The sequence below is a fragment of the Amycolatopsis sp. CFH S0740 genome (assembly GCF_004522315.1).
GTDB classification, from domain to species: Bacteria; Actinomycetota; Actinomycetes; order Mycobacteriales; family Pseudonocardiaceae; genus Amycolatopsis; species Amycolatopsis nivea.
This window is the reverse complement of record NZ_SDLS01000004.1, coordinates 77,873-95,647: the sequence shown is the minus strand read 5'-3', so window position 1 is coordinate 95,647 and position 17,775 is coordinate 77,873. Positions and strand designations below refer to the sequence as shown.

General features: G+C 70.2%; 15 protein-coding genes. 13 read left to right on the top strand and 2 right to left on the bottom strand.

The annotated features are described in order from the left end of the window. The first annotated feature begins 77 nt into the window (after positions 1–77). The 11 genes from EIZ45_RS09135 to EIZ45_RS09085 all read left to right on the top strand — a co-directional run bounded on the left by EIZ45_RS09135 (position 78) and on the right by EIZ45_RS09085 (position 12,476). Complete coding sequence (locus EIZ45_RS09135; RefSeq protein ID WP_043840082.1) at positions 78–821, top strand: IclR family transcriptional regulator; 744 nt, start codon at positions 78–80, stop codon at positions 819–821. Continuing rightward, positions 818–1,753: a formimidoylglutamase gene (gene hutG / locus EIZ45_RS09130; RefSeq protein ID WP_134662233.1), complete on the top strand. Its 936-nt coding sequence runs from the start codon at positions 818–820 to the stop codon at positions 1,751–1,753. Before EIZ45_RS09135 ends, hutG begins: the two co-directional genes overlap by 4 nt. A 2-nt stretch (positions 1,754–1,755) precedes the next feature. Next, entirely contained in the window at positions 1,756–3,237 is a 1,482-nt protein-coding gene (locus EIZ45_RS09125) for an ABC transporter substrate-binding protein/permease (protein ID WP_134662232.1), read from the top strand. Continuing rightward, entirely contained in the window at positions 3,237–3,968 is a 732-nt protein-coding gene (locus tag EIZ45_RS09120) for an amino acid ABC transporter ATP-binding protein (protein ID WP_134662231.1), read from the top strand. Before EIZ45_RS09125 ends, EIZ45_RS09120 begins: the two co-directional genes overlap by 1 nt. 158 nt (positions 3,969–4,126) lie before the next feature. Further along, positions 4,127–5,551 (top strand): MFS transporter, encoded by a 1,425-nt coding sequence (locus tag EIZ45_RS09115; RefSeq protein ID WP_134662230.1) that lies wholly within the window; start codon positions 4,127–4,129, stop codon positions 5,549–5,551. Beyond that, a complete protein-coding gene (locus tag EIZ45_RS09110; RefSeq protein WP_134662229.1) occupies positions 5,548–7,026 on the top strand; it encodes an FGGY family carbohydrate kinase in 1,479 nt (492 codons plus the stop codon). Before EIZ45_RS09115 ends, EIZ45_RS09110 begins: the two co-directional genes overlap by 4 nt. 47 nt (positions 7,027–7,073) lie before the next feature. Continuing rightward, positions 7,074–8,759: a glycerol-3-phosphate dehydrogenase/oxidase gene (locus EIZ45_RS09105; protein WP_037812933.1), complete on the top strand. Its 1,686-nt coding sequence runs from the start codon at positions 7,074–7,076 to the stop codon at positions 8,757–8,759. Continuing rightward, positions 8,756–10,318 carry an FAD-binding oxidoreductase gene (locus EIZ45_RS09100; protein WP_134662228.1) on the top strand — a complete coding sequence of 521 codons (1,563 nt, stop codon included), beginning with the start codon at positions 8,756–8,758 and terminating at the stop codon, positions 10,316–10,318. The genes EIZ45_RS09105 and EIZ45_RS09100 overlap by 4 nt, the downstream gene beginning before the upstream one ends. Positions 10,319–10,522: 204 nt before the next feature. Further along, the gene (locus EIZ45_RS09095) at positions 10,523–11,116 is read left to right on the top strand and encodes a glycerol-3-phosphate responsive antiterminator (RefSeq protein WP_134662227.1); all 594 of its coding nucleotides are present in this window, start codon (positions 10,523–10,525) and stop codon (positions 11,114–11,116) included. Beyond that, positions 11,113–11,397 (top strand): putative quinol monooxygenase, encoded by a 285-nt coding sequence (locus EIZ45_RS09090; protein ID WP_134662226.1) that lies wholly within the window; start codon positions 11,113–11,115, stop codon positions 11,395–11,397. The genes EIZ45_RS09095 and EIZ45_RS09090 overlap by 4 nt, the downstream gene beginning before the upstream one ends. After that, positions 11,397–12,476 carry a zinc-binding dehydrogenase gene (locus EIZ45_RS09085; RefSeq protein ID WP_134662452.1) on the top strand — a complete coding sequence of 360 codons (1,080 nt, stop codon included), beginning with the start codon at positions 11,397–11,399 and terminating at the stop codon, positions 12,474–12,476. The genes EIZ45_RS09090 and EIZ45_RS09085 overlap by 1 nt, the downstream gene beginning before the upstream one ends. An 18-nt stretch (positions 12,477–12,494) precedes the next feature. Here the strand turns inward: EIZ45_RS09085 and EIZ45_RS09080 are convergent, their stop codons facing one another. Beyond that, complete coding sequence (locus tag EIZ45_RS09080; protein WP_240690564.1) at positions 12,495–13,058, bottom strand: YbhB/YbcL family Raf kinase inhibitor-like protein; 564 nt, start codon at positions 13,056–13,058, stop codon at positions 12,495–12,497. A gap of 144 nt (positions 13,059–13,202) precedes the next feature. Here EIZ45_RS09080 and EIZ45_RS09075 point away from each other — a divergent pair, with 144 nt between their 5' ends. Together EIZ45_RS09075 and EIZ45_RS09070 are read left to right on the top strand one after the other, a co-directional pair. Then, positions 13,203–14,159: a phosphotransferase family protein gene (locus tag EIZ45_RS09075; RefSeq protein WP_167756387.1), complete on the top strand. Its 957-nt coding sequence runs from the start codon at positions 13,203–13,205 to the stop codon at positions 14,157–14,159. Positions 14,160–14,277: 118 nt separating this feature from the next. Next, complete coding sequence (locus tag EIZ45_RS09070) at positions 14,278–15,327, top strand: FUSC family protein (protein ID WP_134736041.1); 1,050 nt, start codon at positions 14,278–14,280, stop codon at positions 15,325–15,327. Positions 15,328–15,432: 105 nt separating this feature from the next. Here EIZ45_RS09070 and EIZ45_RS09065 read toward each other — a convergent pair whose 3' ends face one another. Next, positions 15,433–17,703, bottom strand: coding sequence for an FdhF/YdeP family oxidoreductase (locus EIZ45_RS09065; protein ID WP_134662224.1), 2,271 nt, complete (start codon positions 17,701–17,703; stop codon positions 15,433–15,435). Positions 17,704–17,775 lie beyond the last annotated feature (72 nt).

Below are 17,775 nucleotides of genomic sequence, written 5' to 3'. Positions count from 1 at the left end.
AATCACCGGGAATAAACTTCCCATTAACTGGGAAAAGCGGCTAGGAACCCGCCCGTCCGCGACGTAGCGTGCCCGCCATGACAAGCGCGGATGCCAACCGGAGAGCCGGGACCAGGGCGGCGCGGATCCTGGCGGTGTTCGCCGAGCGGGAGAGCGCCACGGCGGAGGAGATCTCCGTCGGCACCGGGATCCCGTCCAGTGCCGTGTACCGCTACCTGACGACGTTCGTCGAGACGGGCCTCGTGCACCAGTCGCGCACCCGCGGCCGGTACTGCGCGGGCTCGCTCACCGTCCAGATGGCCGAGAACTACCGCCGCGAGGCGCTCGGCCAGGGCGGCGTCAAGCGGCGGCTCCGGCAGCTCGCCGCGGACACCGACGAGCTCGCCGCGTTCCTCATCGCGCGCGACAACGACGTGCTCTGCGTCGAAGCGGCCGAGGGGACCCGCGTCATCCGGTGCAGTTTCTCGCCGGGGCTGAGCAAGCCGCTCGTCTTCGGGGCGAGCGCGCAGGCGTTGCTGGCGCACCTGCCGGAGGACCGGGTCGCGAATTCGGCGAAGGCGCACGGGCTGAGCGGGGAGCAGGTCGCGAAGCTCGAAACCGAGCTGCGCCGGGTCCGGGACCAGGGCTTCGCGGAGAGCGTCGGCCAGGTCGACCCGGGGGTGTGGGGCGTGAGCGTGCCGGTGCTGGACCGGCACCGCAAGCTCGTCGGCGCGGTGAGCACGATGGCCCCGGATTTCCGCGTGCGTCCGCGCCGCGATTCCCTCGTCACGCTCACCCACGCCGCCGCGCAGGACATCAGCCGATTGCAGGAGCACGTGTGAGCACCAGGAAGTGGACCGGACGCGAGGACGGCAGCGGTCCGGAACATCGCCGATGGCACCACGCCGTCAACGAATTCTCCAGCGGCCCCGGGGTTTCGCTGATCGGGTTCGCCAGCGACGCCGGGGTCCGGCGCAACGGCGGACGGCCGGGAGCGCGCGGCGGGCCGGAAGCGATCCGGCAGGCGCTGGCGTCGTTCGCGATCCGGCCGGAGTTCGTGCTCAGCGACGCTGGGGACGTCGTCGTCGAAGGCGACGAGCTGGAAGCGGGGCAGGAAAACCTCGGCGAGCTGGTCGCGAAGCAGCTCAGCGACGGAAACCTCCCGCTGGTGCTCGGCGGCGGCCACGAAACGGCGTACGGCTCCTACCTCGGCCTCGCCCGCAGCGGCCGGCTGGACGGCCGCCGCCTCGGCATCCTCAACCTCGACGCGCATTTCGACCTGCGGACAGCCGACCGGGCGTCCTCGGGCACCCCGTTCCGGCAGATCGCCGCCGCGGAAGCCGAACGCGGCGCGGAATTCGCCTACGCCGTGGTCGGAATCAGCGAACCCGGCAACACCGCCGCGTTGTTCGAGACGGCCGCCGGGCTGAACGTCCGCCACCTCCTGGACGTCGACTGCCAGGAACGCCGTCTGGAAAGAGTTCTCGCCTTCGTCCGGGCCTTCGTCGCGGACGTCGACGCGCTGTACCTGTCGATCGACCTCGACGTGCTCCCCGCCGCGCAGGCGCCGGGCGTCAGCGCTCCCGCGACCCTCGGCGTACCCGCCGCGGTCGTCCTCGAGGTGTGCCGGCTGGTCGCGAGCGACCCGAAGCTCGCCCTCGCCGACCTCACCGAACTGAACCCCGTCTACGACGTCGACCACCGCACAGCCCGGATCGCGGCCCGTCTCGCGCACACGCTCGTGACGAGCCGTCCGGTCCCGGAAGGACAGTGACCATGCCCCCTCAGCGAATCTGGCCGCGGCTCGGCGCCGTGCTGCTGGCCTGCCTGCTCGCGTTCCTGCCCGTGAGCGCGGCGAGCGCGGCCGAGCCGCAGGGCGGGAAGCTCGCCGCGCTGCGGTCCGGGCAGACCGCGCTCCGGGTCGGCACCGACGCCACGTTCCCGCCGTTCGAGTTCACCGACGCCAAGGGCGGCCAGCTCGGTTTCGACATCGACCTCGTCCGGGCGCTCGCGCAGCGCGCGGGCATCAAGAAGGTCGACTTCGTCCAGATGCCGTTCGGGAACATCGTCCCGGCGCTGCAGGCGAACCAGATCGACGTCGGCGCGTCGGCGATCTACATCAGCCCCGCGCGGGAGAAGGCCGTCGACTTCTCGGACATCTACTATCCGGGCGGGCTCGCGGTTTTCGTGTCCGACAAGGACAACTCCGTCACCTCGCTCAAGGATCTCGCCGGCAAGCGGGTCGCGGTCCAGGTGGGCACGAAGTCGGTCGACTGGCTCACCCAGCACCAGCCCGCCGCGCAGCTGATCACGGCGCAGACCAACGAGCAGATGTTCTCGTCGGTGAAGCTGGGCCAGGCGGACGCGGTCGTCACCGGGGCTCCGGCCGGGAAGTACTTCATCGCGCAGCAGGGCGGCCTCAAGCAGGTCGGCGACCGGCTGACCGAGGAGAACTACGGCTACGCCTTCCAGAAGGCCGACACCGAACTGCGGACCGCTTTCAACACCGCGCTCAAGCAGATGCGCGACGACGGCACTTACAAGCAGTCCACCGAAAAGTGGTTCGGCGCGGAAAGCACCGCTGCGAAGTCGGGCGGGCACTCGCTGTTCAACATCTCCACCATCGTCGACTCCTCGGGACAGCTGTGGCAGGGCCTGCTGGTCAGCCTTCAGGTGATCCTGCTCGCGCTGGCGCTGAGCCTGCTGCTCGGCACGCTCGGCGGATTCGCCAAGCTCAGCAAGATCGCGCCGGTCCGGTGGATCGGCAACGTCTACGTGTCGGTGATCCGCGGGACGCCGTTCGTGGTGCAGCTGTTCTTCATCTACTTCGGACTGCCGCAGCTCGGCCTGCAGCTCCCGCCGATGACCGCGGGCATCATCTCGCTCGGGCTCTACAGCGGCTCGTACGTGACAGAGATCTTCCGCGGGGCCGTGCAGTCGATCGACCGCGGACAGCTGGAAGCGGCGCGGTCGTGCGGCATGTCGCAGGTGTCGGCGATGCGGCACGTGATCATCCCGCAGGCGTTCCTGCGGATGCTTCCGCCGCTGGGCAACGAATTCGTGTCGCTGACGAAGAACTCCGCGCTGGTGTCCTTCGTGACCATCCACGAGCTGTTCCTGGTCGGGCAGACCATCATCTCCCGCACCTTCGACGCGCTGACCGTGTACCTGTTCATCGGCCTGCTGTATTACCTGCTCACCAACCTGATCAGCGGCACCACGCGCACCCTCGAGAAGAAGATGGCGGTGTACATCTGATGGCACTGTTGGAAGTTCACGGCCTCGCCAAGTCCTACGGGGACGTCCAGGTGCTCGACGGGATCGACTTCGCGATCGAACCCGGCCAGGTCGTCGCGGTGATCGGGCCCAGCGGCGGCGGGAAGTCCACCTTCCTGCGCTGCCTCAACCTCCTGGAGACCCCGACGTCGGGCCGCGTCTCGTTCGACGGCGAGGAACTGACCGGGCGCGGCGTCGATCTCGACCGGCTGCGGTCCCGGATGGGCATGGTGTTCCAGCACTTCAACCTGTTCCCGAACATGACAGTGCTGCGCAATGTCGTGCTGCCACAGATGAACGTGCTCAAACGGTCCAAAGAGGAGGCCGAGGCGAAGGCGCGCGCCCTGCTGGAACGCGTCGGCATGCTCGAACGCGCCGGCGCTTATCCGAACCGGTTGTCCGGCGGGCAGAAACAGCGCGTCGCGATCGTCCGCGCCGCCGCGATGGACCCGAAGCTGATGCTGTTCGACGAACCGACCTCGGCGCTGGATCCCGAGGTGGTGCAGGACGTCCTCGACATCATGTCCGAGCTCGCGAAGGACGGCATGACGATGCTCGTGGTCACCCACGAGATGGGGTTCGCCCGCAAGGTCGCCGACCGCGTGGTCTTCGTCGACGGCGGGAAGATCGCCGCCGACCTGCCGCCTGCCGAGTTCTTCTCCGCCGGCAACGCGAATCCGCGCGCCCAGGCCTTCCTGGAAAAGGTGCTCTGACCGACGCGTGCTCGCGGGCTGCTTGACGCCCGCGAGCACGCCGCTTAATCTTGCGTTCTCAGACAGGCACAGACGAAGAGCCACTGTCAGCGGTCTTCGTCGTGTCTGTTTTTTGTATGCCGGGATCGCTGACAGCCAGCGCAGAAAGTTGGCGGTCCATGAGTTCACCCACGGTCGCAGCGCCGCGATCGATCGCGAATGTTTCGCAGGTCACCGCGCTGATCAACACGTTGTCGAAGTTGCCGCGCAAGGCGAACCTGCTGTGGTACCTGGTCCTGGGCGGGCTGTTCCTCGACGCCTACTCGAACGCCGCGCTCGGCGCCGGCCTCGCTCCGATGACCAAGGAACTGGGGCTCAGCGCGGGCCAGGTCGGCCTGCTCACCGCGACCGCACCCGCGGTCGCCATCCTGTTCAACCCGGCGGGCGGCTGGCTGGCCGCCCGGATCGGCCGGGTCAAGCCGCTGATCGCGGCGAAAGCGATCGCCGGGCTCGGCGCGGTGCTCACCGCGACCGGCGGCAGTTTCGAGGCGGTCTGGGCCGGTCGCGCGCTGGTCGGCGTCGCCTACGGCATCGACTTCGCGGTCGCGATGGCGCTGCTCGCCGAGTACACCCCGGCGAAGCTGCGCGGACGGCTGAACCTGTGGCAGTCCGTCTGGTACGTCGCCACCACGGTGAACCTCGCCCTGACGCTGCTTTTCTACCAAGCCGGCGTTTCGGTGGAGATCTGGCGCTGGTCGGTGGGTTCGGCCGGAGTCTTCGCGCTCGCGCTGCTGGTGCTGCAGATCGCGTTCCTCGCCGAAAGCCCGTCCTGGCTCGCGTCCAAGGGCCGCCTGGCTGAAGCGGCGCGCAGCCTCCGCCGGATCTACGGTTTCGACGTGGAGCCGGGAACGGCCAGCGGCGCCGACGCCGCGGCCGAGGAGCGCAAGATCGGGTTCCGGCACGCGGGCGTGCTGTTCCGCAAGCCGTACCTGCAGCGCACCTTCCTGTCCACGGCGATCTCGCTGACCCAGGCGATGCAGTACTTCGCGATCGGCTGGTACCTGCCGGTGATCAGCCTCGCGATCTTCGGCAACGAATTCGAGACGGCCACGCTCGGGTCGATGGTCTTCAACGTCGCCGGGATCGTCGGCGGCGCGCTGTCGGCGTGGTTCGGCCGGAAGATCGGGCTGCGGGTCAGCTCGGCGGTCGGCTACGCCTTCGCGTTCGCCATCCTGCTGGTGATGGGGCTGGGCTTCGGGAAGCTGCCGATCGCGATCGGGTTCCTGCTGCCGTTCCTGTTCATCTTCTTCCATTCCGCCGGCCCCGGCGCGAACGGCAAGTCGATCGCGGCGCTGTCCTACCGCAGCGACGTGCGCACCCTCGGCACCGGCGTGACCGGCATGCTCGGCAGCTTCGGCAGCGTCATCGGGCTGTACGTGTTCCCGCAGATCAAGGAGGCGATCGGCCTCGGGCCGACGATCGCGCTGCTCGCCGCGGTGCCCGCGCTCGGCCTGGTGTCCTGCCTGGTCGTGCGCTGGGACCCGACCCGCAGCGGCGTCGACCCGGACGACGAGGAGATCTCGCTGCCGGGGAGGACGGCGTGACGCGGCGCGGAATCCTGGCGGTCGACGAGGGTTCGACCGGCACGAGGGCAGCGGTGGTCGGCGAGGACGGGATGTCCGGTCCGTCGTTCTACACCGCCGTCGACGTCGTCCATCCGGAACCGTCGCGGGTGGAGCAGGACGCGGCGCAACTGCTGGAGCGCACCGTCGACGTCGCCCGCCAGGCGATCGCGTGGGCGGGGGAGAACGGTGTCGAGATCGTGGGGATGTCGGTGTGCACGCAGCGCGCCACCGCGATCCTGTGGGACCGCGAGACCGGGCGGCCGCTGGCTCCGGCGGTGGTGTGGCAGGACACCCGATACGCGGACGAGCTGGCGAAGCTCGCTCCGGAGTGGGATCCGGTGCTGTGGGAGCGGACCGGCCGCCCGGTCGGCACCCGCGCGCCGTTCCTCTGGGCGGCGCGGCAGCTCGACCAGCTCGACGTGCCCGCCGAGCGCGTGTTGTTCGGCTCGGTCGACACCTGGCTCGTGTGGCATCTCAGCGGCCGCACCAGGTATGTCATGTCGGCGACCAACGCTGTCGCCTTCGGCGGGTACCGGCTGCGCGAGCACGCGTGGGACCGGGAATGGCTGGCCGCACTGGGTTTCCCGGCCGAGCTGGCCCCGCCGCCGGTCGACGACGACGGCGATTTCGGGCGCACCGACCCGGGTCTGCTCGGCATCGAGGTGCCGATCGCCGCGGTGATGGGCGACCAGCACGCCTCGCTGATCGCGCTCGGCGCGCTGACCCCGGGCCAGGGCACCTGTGTGCACGGCACCGGCACGTTCGTCGGCGCGCTGGCCGGGGACGAACCGCCGGCCGGGCTCGGCAAGGTCGACGGCGTGCTGTGCCTCGTCGGCTGGCGCAGCGCGGGACACAGCCGGTTCAGCCTGGAGGCCTACACCTCGACCACCGGTTCCGCCTTGCGGTGGCTCACCGAGGATCTCGGGCTGTTCCGTTCCGCCGCCGAGATCAGCGAACTGGCGGCGGCCCAGCCGGGCAGCACGTCGACCTGGTTCGTGCCGACGCTGGCCGGGCTGCGCACGCCGGTGCAGCGGCCCGGAGCGCGCGGATTGCTGACCGGGCTGAGCCTGGCCACGACCCGCGACGTGGTGGCGCGGGCGGTGCTCGACGGGATCGCGCACGCGGTGAGCGACACCGTCGACGCGCTGCGGACGACGATGAACCGGCCGGTGACCCGCCTGCGTGCCGGCGGCGGATTGGCCGCCAGCGACGTCCTGCTGCAAAGCCAAGCCGATTTCGCCGGAGTCGAGATCGAGAGAGTGGCCGATTCGGCGACCGCCAGCCTTCGGGGTGCCGCGTATCTCGCGGGCGTCCGGCTCGGCGTGTGGCCGTCGTTGGCCGAAGCCGTTGCGAACCTGGGGAACGGCGAGGTCTTCGAGCCTCGGCTGCCCGAGGACGAACGGCGCGAACTGCGTGCCCGCTGGCAGAGCGTGCTCGCGGCTTCGCTGTCCTGACCGTCCTCTGTGGACGTTTTCAACTTTTGAGTGGAGAGAACAAGCTCATGTTCACACTGCCGTCCCGACGGCCGAACGCCGTCGCCGCGAGGGCGACCCTGTCCGCGCCGTTGCGGCTGGACCGCCGCACCGCGCTGACCGACCTCGAAACCGGCACGTTCGACGTGCTGGTGATCGGCGGCGGCGTCACCGGCGCCTACACCGCGCTCGACGCCGCCTCCCGCGGCCTCAAAGTGGCGCTGGTGGAGCGCGACGACTTCGCATCCGGAACCTCGTCGAAGTCGTCCAAAATGGTGCACGGCGGGCTGCGCTACATCGAGCAGGGCAACCTCGACCTGGTCCGGCATTCGCTGCTCGAACGGCAGCGGTTCCGCCGCAACGCCCCGCATCTGGTGCAGCGGCTGCCTTTCCTGTTCCCGATCCTGGCCAAGGACGGCGTGTTCGACGCGCGCATCGCCAAGGCGTTCGAGAGTCTCTTGTGGACCTACGACCTCGCGGGCGGCTGGCGGATCGGCAAGCTGCACCAGCGGTTGACCGTGGACGAGGTGCTCGCGCACGCTCCGACGTTGCGCGCGGAGAACCTCAAGGGCGGCCTGATGTATTACGACAGCCGTGCTGACGACGCACGGCTGACGCTGGCGATCGTGCGCAGTGCCGCCCGGCTCGGCGCGGTGGTGGTCAACGGCGCCGAGGTGACCGGATTGCGCACCGCGGGCGGACGGGTCACCGGCGCGACCGTGCAGGCCGACGGCGAGCAGATCGACATCCGGGCGCGCGTCGTGGTCAACGCGACCGGCGTGTGGGCGGACCGGGTCGAGGGCATGGCCGACAGCGGGCACCAGCCGCAGGTCCGTCCGGCCAAGGGCGTGCACATCGTGCTGCCGTGGTCGAAGATCCGCAACGACTGCACCGTCACTGTCCCGATCCCGGGCCGCGCGCGGCGGGCCACCTGCACGCGCTGGGGCGACGTCGTCGTGGTCGGCACCACCGACACCGACTACACCGGCTCGACCGACGACGTGCACTGCACCCGCGAGGAAATGGATTTCCTCCTCGAAGGCGCCCAGATCGCCTTCGACACCAAGCTCGACGCCAGCGACGTGCTGGGCAGCTACGCGGGCCTGCGTCCGCTCGTCGGCGGCAAGGAGGGCGCGACGCTGGACATGCGCCGCGACCACCACATCACCGTGTCCGCGGGAATGGTCACGGTGACCGGCGGCAAGCTCACCACGAGCAGGCACATGGGCGAGCTGGTCGTGGACAAGGCGCTCGGGCTGCTGGGCCGGAAAGCCAAGTGCCGCACCAAGAATCTGCCGCTGATCGGCGGCGCCGGATACGACGCCGAGGCGACGGCTGCGACCGGTGGCGTCGCCGCGCACCTCGGCGGCCGGTACGGCACCGAGGCGCGGTTCGTGAGCGCGCTGGTCGACGAGAACCCGGCGCTGGGGGAGCCGCTCATCGAGGGGCAGCCGTTCCTCAAGGCGGAGGTCGTGTTCGCGGCGCGCTCGGAGATGGCGCGTTCGGTGGACGACGTGCTGTCGCGGCGGACCCGGCTGCGGCTGTTCGCGCGGGACGCGTCGGTCGAGGCCGCTCCGCTTGTCGGCGAACTGCTCGGTGCGGAACTCGGCCTGAGCCCGGAAACCGTTGCGGCGCAAGTGGAGCAGTACCGGGCGGACGTCGCCCGGGAGAAGTCGATCCTGTTCGGAGACAACCTGTTGGGAGCCAACGCATGATCAGCCGTCAGACCGTCACGCACCCGTTCAACCGGGGCAATTACGTGGTCGGCGCGCCGACGCCGCCGCGCTGGGGCGGACGCACCGAACCGGGCAAGGGCGACGCGTCGCTGCAGACCGCCGCGGTGGCCGTGCCCGCCGCGCTGATCGAGGCGCTGCGCGAGCTGGCGGACGCGGTGCACACCGAACGCGACGAGGTCGTGCTGCGCACGCGCGACTGGTGGGCGGGCTCGATGATCGGCGAGACCGCGGGTGCCCCGGCGACCCCGGACGCGGTGGTCGCCGAGGTGAGCACCGTGGAGCAGATCCAGGCCGCGGTGCGGCTGTGCGCCGAGCACCGGGTGCCGCTGACCGTGTCGGCGGGCCGCAGCAACGTCACCGGGGCGGCGCTGCCGGTGTACGGCGGGGTCGTGCTGGATGTGTGCGGTCTCGACAAGATCGTGTCGTTCGACGCCGAATCGCAGATCGTCGAAGTGCAGGCGGGCATGTTCGGCGACCTGTTCGAGAAGGAACTGCAGGAAACGCACGGCGCGACCACCGGGCACTGGCCGTCCGCGTTCGCGATCTCCACCGTCGGCGGCTGGGTGGCCTGCCGCGGCGCGGGCCAGCTGTCCACCCGGTACGGGAAAATCGAGGACATGGTCGTCGGCCTCGACGTCGTCCTCGCCGACGGCACGCTGGCCCGCTTCGGCGACTATCCGCGCGCGGCGACCGGCCCCGACCTGCGGCAGCTGTTCGTCGGCTCGGAAGGCACCCTCGGCGTGATCACCGCGGTGCGGCTGCGCACGCACCCGCTGCCGACGTACTCGAAGGCCATCGCGTACGGCTTCGAGACCTTCGCCGCCGGGCTCGACGCCTGCCGCCGGATCATGCAGCGCGGCGCGACCCCGGCCGCGATGCGGCTGTACGACAAGCACGAGAGCGGCACGCACTTCGGCCAGCCGGACACCAACCTGCTGCTCATCGCCGACGAGGGCGACCCGGTGCTGGTCGACGCGATGATCCAGGTCAGCGCCGAGGAATGCGCCGCGACCGGGTCCGAATTGGACGGTCAGCCGGTGTTCGACCGCTGGCTGGACGAGCGGATGCTGGTCGGCAAGTCCGCCGACGGGTTCACCCCGGGTCCGGGCTTCGTCGCCGACACCCTCGAGATGGCCGGTGCGTGGTCCGCGCTCCCGGCGATCTACGACGAGGTGGTAGCCGCGATCCAGGCCGTGCCGGGGACTTTGGCGGCGTCGGCGCACCAGTCGCATGCTTACACCGACGGGGCCTGCCTGTACTTCTCGCTGCGCGGCGACGTGGAGCCGGAGAAGCGGCGGCACTGGTACCGGTCGGCGTGGGATGCCGCGAACGCGGTGCTGGTACGGCACGGGGCGGCGCTGAGCCACCACCACGGGTCGGGGCTGCTGCGCGGCCCGTATCTGGAGGATGCGCTCGGCAGCGGGTTCGGGACGTTCGTCGAGGTGAAGCGGGCGCTGGACCCGGCCGGGCTGCTGAACCCGGGGAAGCTCGGGCTTCCCACCGACCTGGGCCCGAACCCGCTGGACTCGGCCGGCTGACCCGGGCTTGAGGTCCGTGAAGGACTCCTTGCGGGAACCAGATTCCCTCAAGGAGCCCTTCACGGACAGCGGCGGGAGTCCAGTGGGTTCGCGAGCTGACCGGCCGCGGCCGGCGGGGCTGTGCCGGTCCGTGAGGGCCACCCGCACGGACCTTCGAGGCGGCGGGGACGGGGGAGCGGCAGCGGGCATGAAACGGTGGAGGCCATGAACGAGAAGATCACGGCGGCGTTCGAGGACGTCCCGGTGTGCGCGTCGGTCGTCGGCGTCGCGAAGGTGCCGGATTTCGTGGCCGCGGCGTCCCGGGTCGGGATCCTGGCGTCGGTTCCGGTCGGGCAGCTGCCGAAGATCGTGGCGGCGCTCGCCGGGCGGGACAAGCTCGTGTTCGTCAACATCGATTCGTGCCCCGGGCTCGCCACCGACCGCGCGGGCGTGGACTTCCTCCAGGAGATCGGGGCGGCCGGGGTGGTCAGCACCCGGGTCGCGCCGATCGAACGGGCGCGGGCGCTGTCGATGCTGACCATGCACAAGGTGTTCGTCACCGACCGCTCGAACCTCAACCGGAGCCTGGAGGCGGTCAAGCGCAGCGGGCCGGACCTGGTGGAGCTGATGCCCGCCCCGATCATCCCGTGGATGTCCGAGTCCGCGAGGGAAGTCATGTCGCCGTTCGTCGCGGCCGGTTTCGTCACCGACCGCGACGGGGTGGCGCATTCGTTGGCGATGGGCGCGGCGGCTGCCGCGTCCTCCGATCCGGGGCTGTGGTCGCTGACCCGGTCCCGGCTGCGTACAGGAGAAGAATGAGTTTCGTAGTGGTGGCCCGGTATGCAACCGCGGAACGGGACCGGGTCGTCGAACTGCTCGGCCCGATGGCGGAGGCGTCGCGGCGCGAGCCTGGATGCCTGCGGTACACCGTCCACACGGGAATCGAGGACGGCGTCGTGGTGATCGTCGAGGAGTACGACAGCGAGGCGGACTTCACCGCGCACTGCGCGTCGGAGCACTTCGCCCGGATCGTGCTCGGCGAGGTCGTGCCGCTGTTGTCCGACCGGCAAGTCACCCGCTGCGTCCCGGTCGGCGCGTGATGGAGGTCCGCGGCGCGGTGCTGCGCGAGGTCGGGAAACCGCTGGAGATCGAGACGCTGACGCTGGCCCCGCCCGGTCCCGGCGAACTGCTGGTGCGGGTGCGCGCGGCCGGGCTGTGCCATTCGGACCTGTCGGTCATCGACGGGTCGAGGCCGCGTCCGGTGCCGATGGTGCTCGGCCACGAGGCCGCCGGCGAGGTCGTCGAAGCGGGGCCGGGCAGCGACTTCCGGCCCGGCGAACACGTAGTCCTGACGTTCGTGCCCTCCTGCGGCGATTGCGCTCCGTGCACGGCCGGCCGCCCCGCGCTGTGCGGTCCCGCCGCGGTGGCCAACCGCGAGGGCACGCTGCTGGGCGGCGACGTCCGGTGGTCGTCGCCGGCCGGGAAACCGTTGCACCACCTCGGGGTTTCGGCGTTCGCCTCGCACGTGGTGGTGTCCGACCGGTCGGCGGTGCGGATCGACGAAGCCCTGCCGTTCGACATCGCGGCATTGTTCGGGTGCGCGGTTCTGACCGGCGCCGGAGCGGTGTTCAACGCGGCGGACGTGCGTCCCGGCGACAGTGTGGCCGTGTTCGGCCTCGGCGGAGTCGGCCTCTCCGCGCTGCTAGCCGCGAAGGCCGCGGGTGCCAGTACGCTGCTCGCGATCGATCCGGTCGCGAGCAAGCGGGAACTGGCGCGTTCGCTGGGCGCCACGGTGGTGAGTGACGTCGCGGAGATCCGCGAGCGGACCGGTGGCGGGGTGGATCACGCCGTCGACACCACCGGCGTGGTCGCCGCGCTGAGCCAGGCTTACGACGCGACCCGGCCCGGCGGGACCACCGTCACCGTGGGCCTGCCGGACCCGTCCGCCGGACTGACCCTGCCCGCGCAAAGCCTGGTAGCCGAGGAGAAAACCCTGCGGGGGAGTTACCTGGGTTCGTGCGTGCCGCGGCGGGATGTGCCCCGGTTCATCGCGCTGTACCAGGCGGGGTTGCTGCCGGTGGAGGCGTTGCTGACGCATTCGATCGCGCTGGACGAGATCAACGCCGGTTTCGCCCGGCTGCGGGACGGGGGCGCGGTCCGTCAGGTGATCACTTTCTGAACCGCGCCCCCTGCTCCGCTACGAGTTGCCGCGCAGCGAAGCGGTCGCGATGGTCGCCGCCTCGATGGCGGTCTCGGCGGCCTGGGTGGACGAGTTGGCGTCGAGCTCGGTGAGCGATTCCTTGTTGAGCGCGTGGACGGCCCACTCGTAGGTGTGGTTCGTCGTGCACGGCCCCTGGTATCCGAAGAAGTTCGCGCTGCCGCGGTAGTAGGCCTGCCGTGACCCGGCAGGAACCGAGGGCTGGTACGCGTGGTCGACGTTCTGCGGCAGCTCGGCGACGGTCGCCGGGATGTCGTAGATGACCCAGTGGATGATGCCGTTGTCGAGGTCGTGCATGACGATCGCGTAGCTCTTCGCCTGTTCCGGCGCCCCGGACCAGGCCAGCGGCGGCGACTCGTCCTTCTTCTCGGGGTCGCCGTCGCCGCTGCTGGCGCAGTCGTGGACCTTGGGAATCATCCCGCCGTCGGCGAAGGCGGTGCTGGAGAGCGCGAAAGCGGCGCGCCCCGGACTCGCCGACGCGGCGGCGGGGCTCGCGGCGCAGAGGACGAGCAGGGCGAAGAGAACGATTCTGGTGCGTCTCACTGGAAGCTCCCGAGGCGGCTGGTGGTCTCTTGTCCTTTCGTGGGAAGAGTGTGCGCCGCAATCGGCGAGGACCGGCGCGCCAGCGGCAGGGAGTACCACGTTTCCCGCCAAGAGTGACATGCGGCGCGGCGGTAGGGTGCGAAAGTGAGCAAAACCCGGGGGAGGCTGGGCCGTCACGACCTGGCCGAGGTAGCGTGCGCGGCGTTCGGTGCCCGCGAATTGGTGTCGGCGGAACGATTGCGCGGCGGTTCGAAGAAGGGCGTCTACCGGCTGACGCTCGACGACCGCACGACCAGCGTCGCCTACGTCTGGAACGCTGACGAGGACTACTGGCCGGACGCGGCATCGCCCGACCAAAGCGATCCCTTCGGGCACAGCACGGGAATCGGGTTGTTCGAGGCCGCGCACGCCGCGCTGTCCGGGGCTGGCGTCCGGGTGCCCCGGATCTTCCTGCTCGACCGCAGCAAAACCCTCCTCGCCGGTGACGTCGCGGTGGTCGAGGACGTGCGCGGAGGCACGCTGGAAACCCTCGGGGACCGCCCGCGCGTGCTGGCCCGCCTCGGCGACGCGGTCCGGTCCCTGCACCGCACCCGGCGTGCTCACTACGGCCGTCCGGGTGCCGATAAGCCTGGCTTGCCGGTGCAAGACGTTGTGCTGCGCCGCGCACTGGATCACCTCGCCCAGGCCGCCGCCCGGGTGCCGGAGATCGCGGCCGTCGAACACCTCCTCGCCTCGCTGCTCGGGGAACGGCACGCAGCAGTGGAGCCACGCACCGAGTACGGGTTGATCCACGGCGAACTAGGCCCTGACCATGTCCTCGTCGACGAGCACGACCAGTCGGTGCTCATCGACATCGAGGGCGCGATGTTCTTCGACGTCGAATGGGAACACGCTTTCTTGGAATTGCGCTTCGGCGAAAACTATCGCTATTTCCATGCTGCGAGCCTGGACGACCGCCGAATGCGGTTCTATCGCCTCGCGATGTATTTGTCCCTCGTCGCGGGACCATTGCGGTTGCTCGACGGCGACTTCCCGCACCGGGAAGCGATGCTGGACATCGTGGACCAGAACGTCGTCCGCACTCTCGGCCAGCTTGGCTGACGGCGCAGACATTATTGTGGCGCCCCACAATCCGGCCTTCTCCCGCCCTTCGCGCAGGTATCGTAGGACGACCGGCCGATCCCGGTGACTTCCCGTCAGACGATCAAGCGGAGGACAGGTGCCGGTGGCGACCTCGGCCGCAGCCGCGCGCTCGTTCGACGGCGGCGAATGGTGGCACGCCGGCCGGGTCGCGGCCGGGCTGCTGATTCCCGGGCTGGCGCTGCTCGCGGCGGGACGTCCGGACTTGATCATTTTCGCCGCGTTCGGTTCGTTCGCCGGGATGTACGGCCGGGCCGAGTCGCGCGCACTCCGCTTCCGGCACCAGCTCCAGGCGGGTGCGGTGCTCCTGAGCGGCGTCTCGCTGGGCGTGCTGCTGTCCGCCTGTCACGCGCCGCCTTGGCTCCTGGTCGTCACCGAGGCCACGTTCTCGTTCGGTTGCGCACTGGTGACGAATCGCCTGGACTTGAGTCCGCGCGGACCGTTCTTCGGCATCTTCGCGCTCGGTGCGATCGCGTTGGTGCCCGCTGGGCGGGTCGAACCGTGGGCTGGAATCGCTTTGTGTGCGGGCACAATCGCTGGTTGCGTCCTCATTGGACTGACCGGTCCGGAACGCCCGCCCACGCCGGGGACGCCGACGTGCGCCCCGGAATGCGGTGTCGCCTGTGCCGTCGTGCACGCCGCCCGGTACGCGTTGGCGATCGCCGCTGCGGGTGCGGTCGGTCTGCTGCTCGGCGTGGACCACGCGAACTGGGCGATGGCGTCGGCGGCGGTCCCGCTGGCAGCGGCGGACCCGCGCAGCCGGTTGCATCCCGGCCTGCGCAGCGTGCTGGACCGCAGCGCGCACCGGGTCGTCGGGACGCTCGCCGGACTGGTCGTCACGGCCTTGCTGCTCTTGCCGGGATTCGCGGCCGCGCCGCTGGCGTTGGCGGTGGTCGTGCTGCTGTTCCCGACGGAGCTGTTCATGTCCCGGCATTACGGGATCGCGCTGGGGTTCTTCACGCCGCTGATCCTGGTGATGACGGAACTGGCCGCCCCCGCCGCCCCCGCGACGCTGCTGACGGCGCGGGTGGCGGACACCCTGGTAGGCGTGGCGGCGGGCATCGGGGCGGCGGTGCTGGTCCGCGCCCCGTGCCGGACCGCGGTGCTCAGGCGGAGCGTTCGACCGTGACGTTGCTGTGTTCGCCGGTGGCGCACAACACGTTCATCTCCGGCCGCGCAGCTGCCCGCCACTCGGGCGCGGTGCTGGTCCGCGCCCCGTGCCGGGCCGCCGCGCTCAGGCGGAGCGTTCGACCGTGACCTTCAGATGCTTCATCAACGGCTGATCGCTCTGCGTGCTGTAATCACCAATCGCACACAACACGTTCATCTCCGGCATATACCCCGCCGCGCACCCGCGCGGGATGTCGTACGGGATCGCCCGATAGCGCTGCACCGAACGCGTCGTCCCGTCCTTCGCCGTGGCCGTGATGTCCACCTCGTCGAACTCGCTCAGCCCCCGGTCCCGCATGTCCTCGGCGTTCAAAAACACCAGCGTGCGGAGGTTCTTGATGCCCCGGTACCGGTCGTCGTCCGAATAAATCGTCGTGTTCCACTGGTCGTGCGAGCGCATCGTGCCCAGCGCCAGCGTCCCGGCGGCGGGGACGACGTCCGGCAACTCCGCGGTGGAGAACTCGGCCCGCTCGGACGGCGTGTGGAAGACCCGTTCGCGCGCGGCCTGGTGGATGCGGAAGCCTAACGGTTCGCGGACCCGCGTGTTGAAGTCCTCGAAACCGTCCAGCACCCGCGCCATCGTGTCGCGGATCCGGTCGTAGTCGCCGACGTAATCATCCCACGGCGTCGGGCTTTCCGGCAGCGTCGCGCTCGCCATCCCGGCGATGATCGCGGGTTCGGACAGCAGGTGCGGCGAGGCGGGCTTCTTCATGCCGGTGGACAGGTGGACCATGCTCATCGCGTCCTCGACGGACGTCGACTGCAGGCCGGCCGTCTGGAAGTCCTTTTCGGTCCGGCCGAGGCAGGGCAGGATCAGCGCCTGCTTGCCGTGTTCGAGGTGGCTGCGGTTGAGTTTGGTGCTGACCTGCACGGTCAGTTCGCACTTGCGCAGCCCGGCCGCGGTGTAGGGCGTGTCGGGCGCGGCGAGGGCGAAGTTGCCGCCCATGCCGACGAATACGCGCACGTCGCCGCGGTGCATCGCTTCGATGGTGCCGATCGTGTCGAGCCCGTGGTGGCGCGGCGGGTCGATGCCGCAGACCTCGGCGAGCTTGTCGAGGAACTCCTGCGCCGGGCGGTGGTCGATGCCGCAGGTGCGGTTGCCCTGCACGTTGCTGTGCCCGCGCACCGGCGACGGGCCGGTCCCGGGGCGGCCGATGTTTCCGCGCAGCAGCAACAGGTTCACGATCTCGCGGACGGTGTCCACGCCGTGCTCGTGCTGGGTCACGCCGAGGCACCAGCTGATGACCGACCGGTCGGCGTCGCGGTAGATCTTCGCCGCCGCGCGGATTTCGGACTCGGTCAGCCCGGACTGCCGCTCCAGTTCGGCCCAGGACGTGGTTTCGCAGACGATCCGGTACTTCTCGACGCCGCTGGTGTAGGTCTCCAGGAACTCCGAGTCGATTGCCCCGGGATCGGTCTCGGCCATCTCGAGCAGGGCTTTCGCCATGCCGCGGATGAACGCCAGGTCGCCGCCGATGCGCGGCTGGAGGTTGAGCGTGGACGTCGGGGTCGCCTGGAAGGTCGCCATCCGGACGAAGTCGTGCGGGATGATCGTGCGCGTGGCCCCGGCCTCGACCAGCGGGTTGACGTGCACGATCTGCGCGCCGCGCCGGTGCGCTTCGGCGAGCGCGGTGAGCATCCGGGGCGCGTTCGACGCCGCGTTCACGCCCATGATGAACAGCGCGTCGGCGGCCTCCCAGTCGTGGATGTCCGCGGTGCCCTTGCCGGTGCCGAGGGCGGCCTGCAGCGCGCGGCCGCTCGCCTCGTGGCACATGTTCGAGCAGTCCGGCAGGTTGTTCGTGCCGAACTCCCGCGCCCACAGCTGGTACAGGAAAGTCGCCTCGTTGCCGAGCCGTCCGGAGGTGTAGAACGCCGCCTGGTCCGGGGAGTCGAGACCGCGCAGCGTCGCGCCGACCAGCTCGAACGCCTTGGCCCACGAGATCGGCACGTACCGGTCGGTCTTCTCGTCGTAGCGCAGCGGCTCGGTGAGCCTGCCCTGCGCCTCGAGCGCGGTGTCGCTCCAGCCGTCCAGTTCGGACACGGTGTGCGCGGCGAAGAATTCCGCGCCGACGCGTTTCCGCGTCATCTCCCAGGTGACGTGCTTGATCCCGTTTTCGCAAATGTCGAGATGCAGGCCCTTGGTGTCGTCCGGCCACGCGCAGCCCGGGCAGTCGAAGCCGCCGTTCTCGTGGTTCATCTTCACGATCGCGCGCGGACCGGCGACGAGTTCCCGTTCCCGGACGAGGAACTGCGTCACGCTTTTCGCCGCGCCCCAGCCCGCGGCCGGGTGGTGGTATGGCTTGAACTCCGGCTGACCCTCGCGCTGCTCGTCCACCGTAACCCTCTCGACCGCGTCTGTGCTTCCCTGCCGATTCAAGCACGACGGCCCGCTCCGGGCATCCGGGCG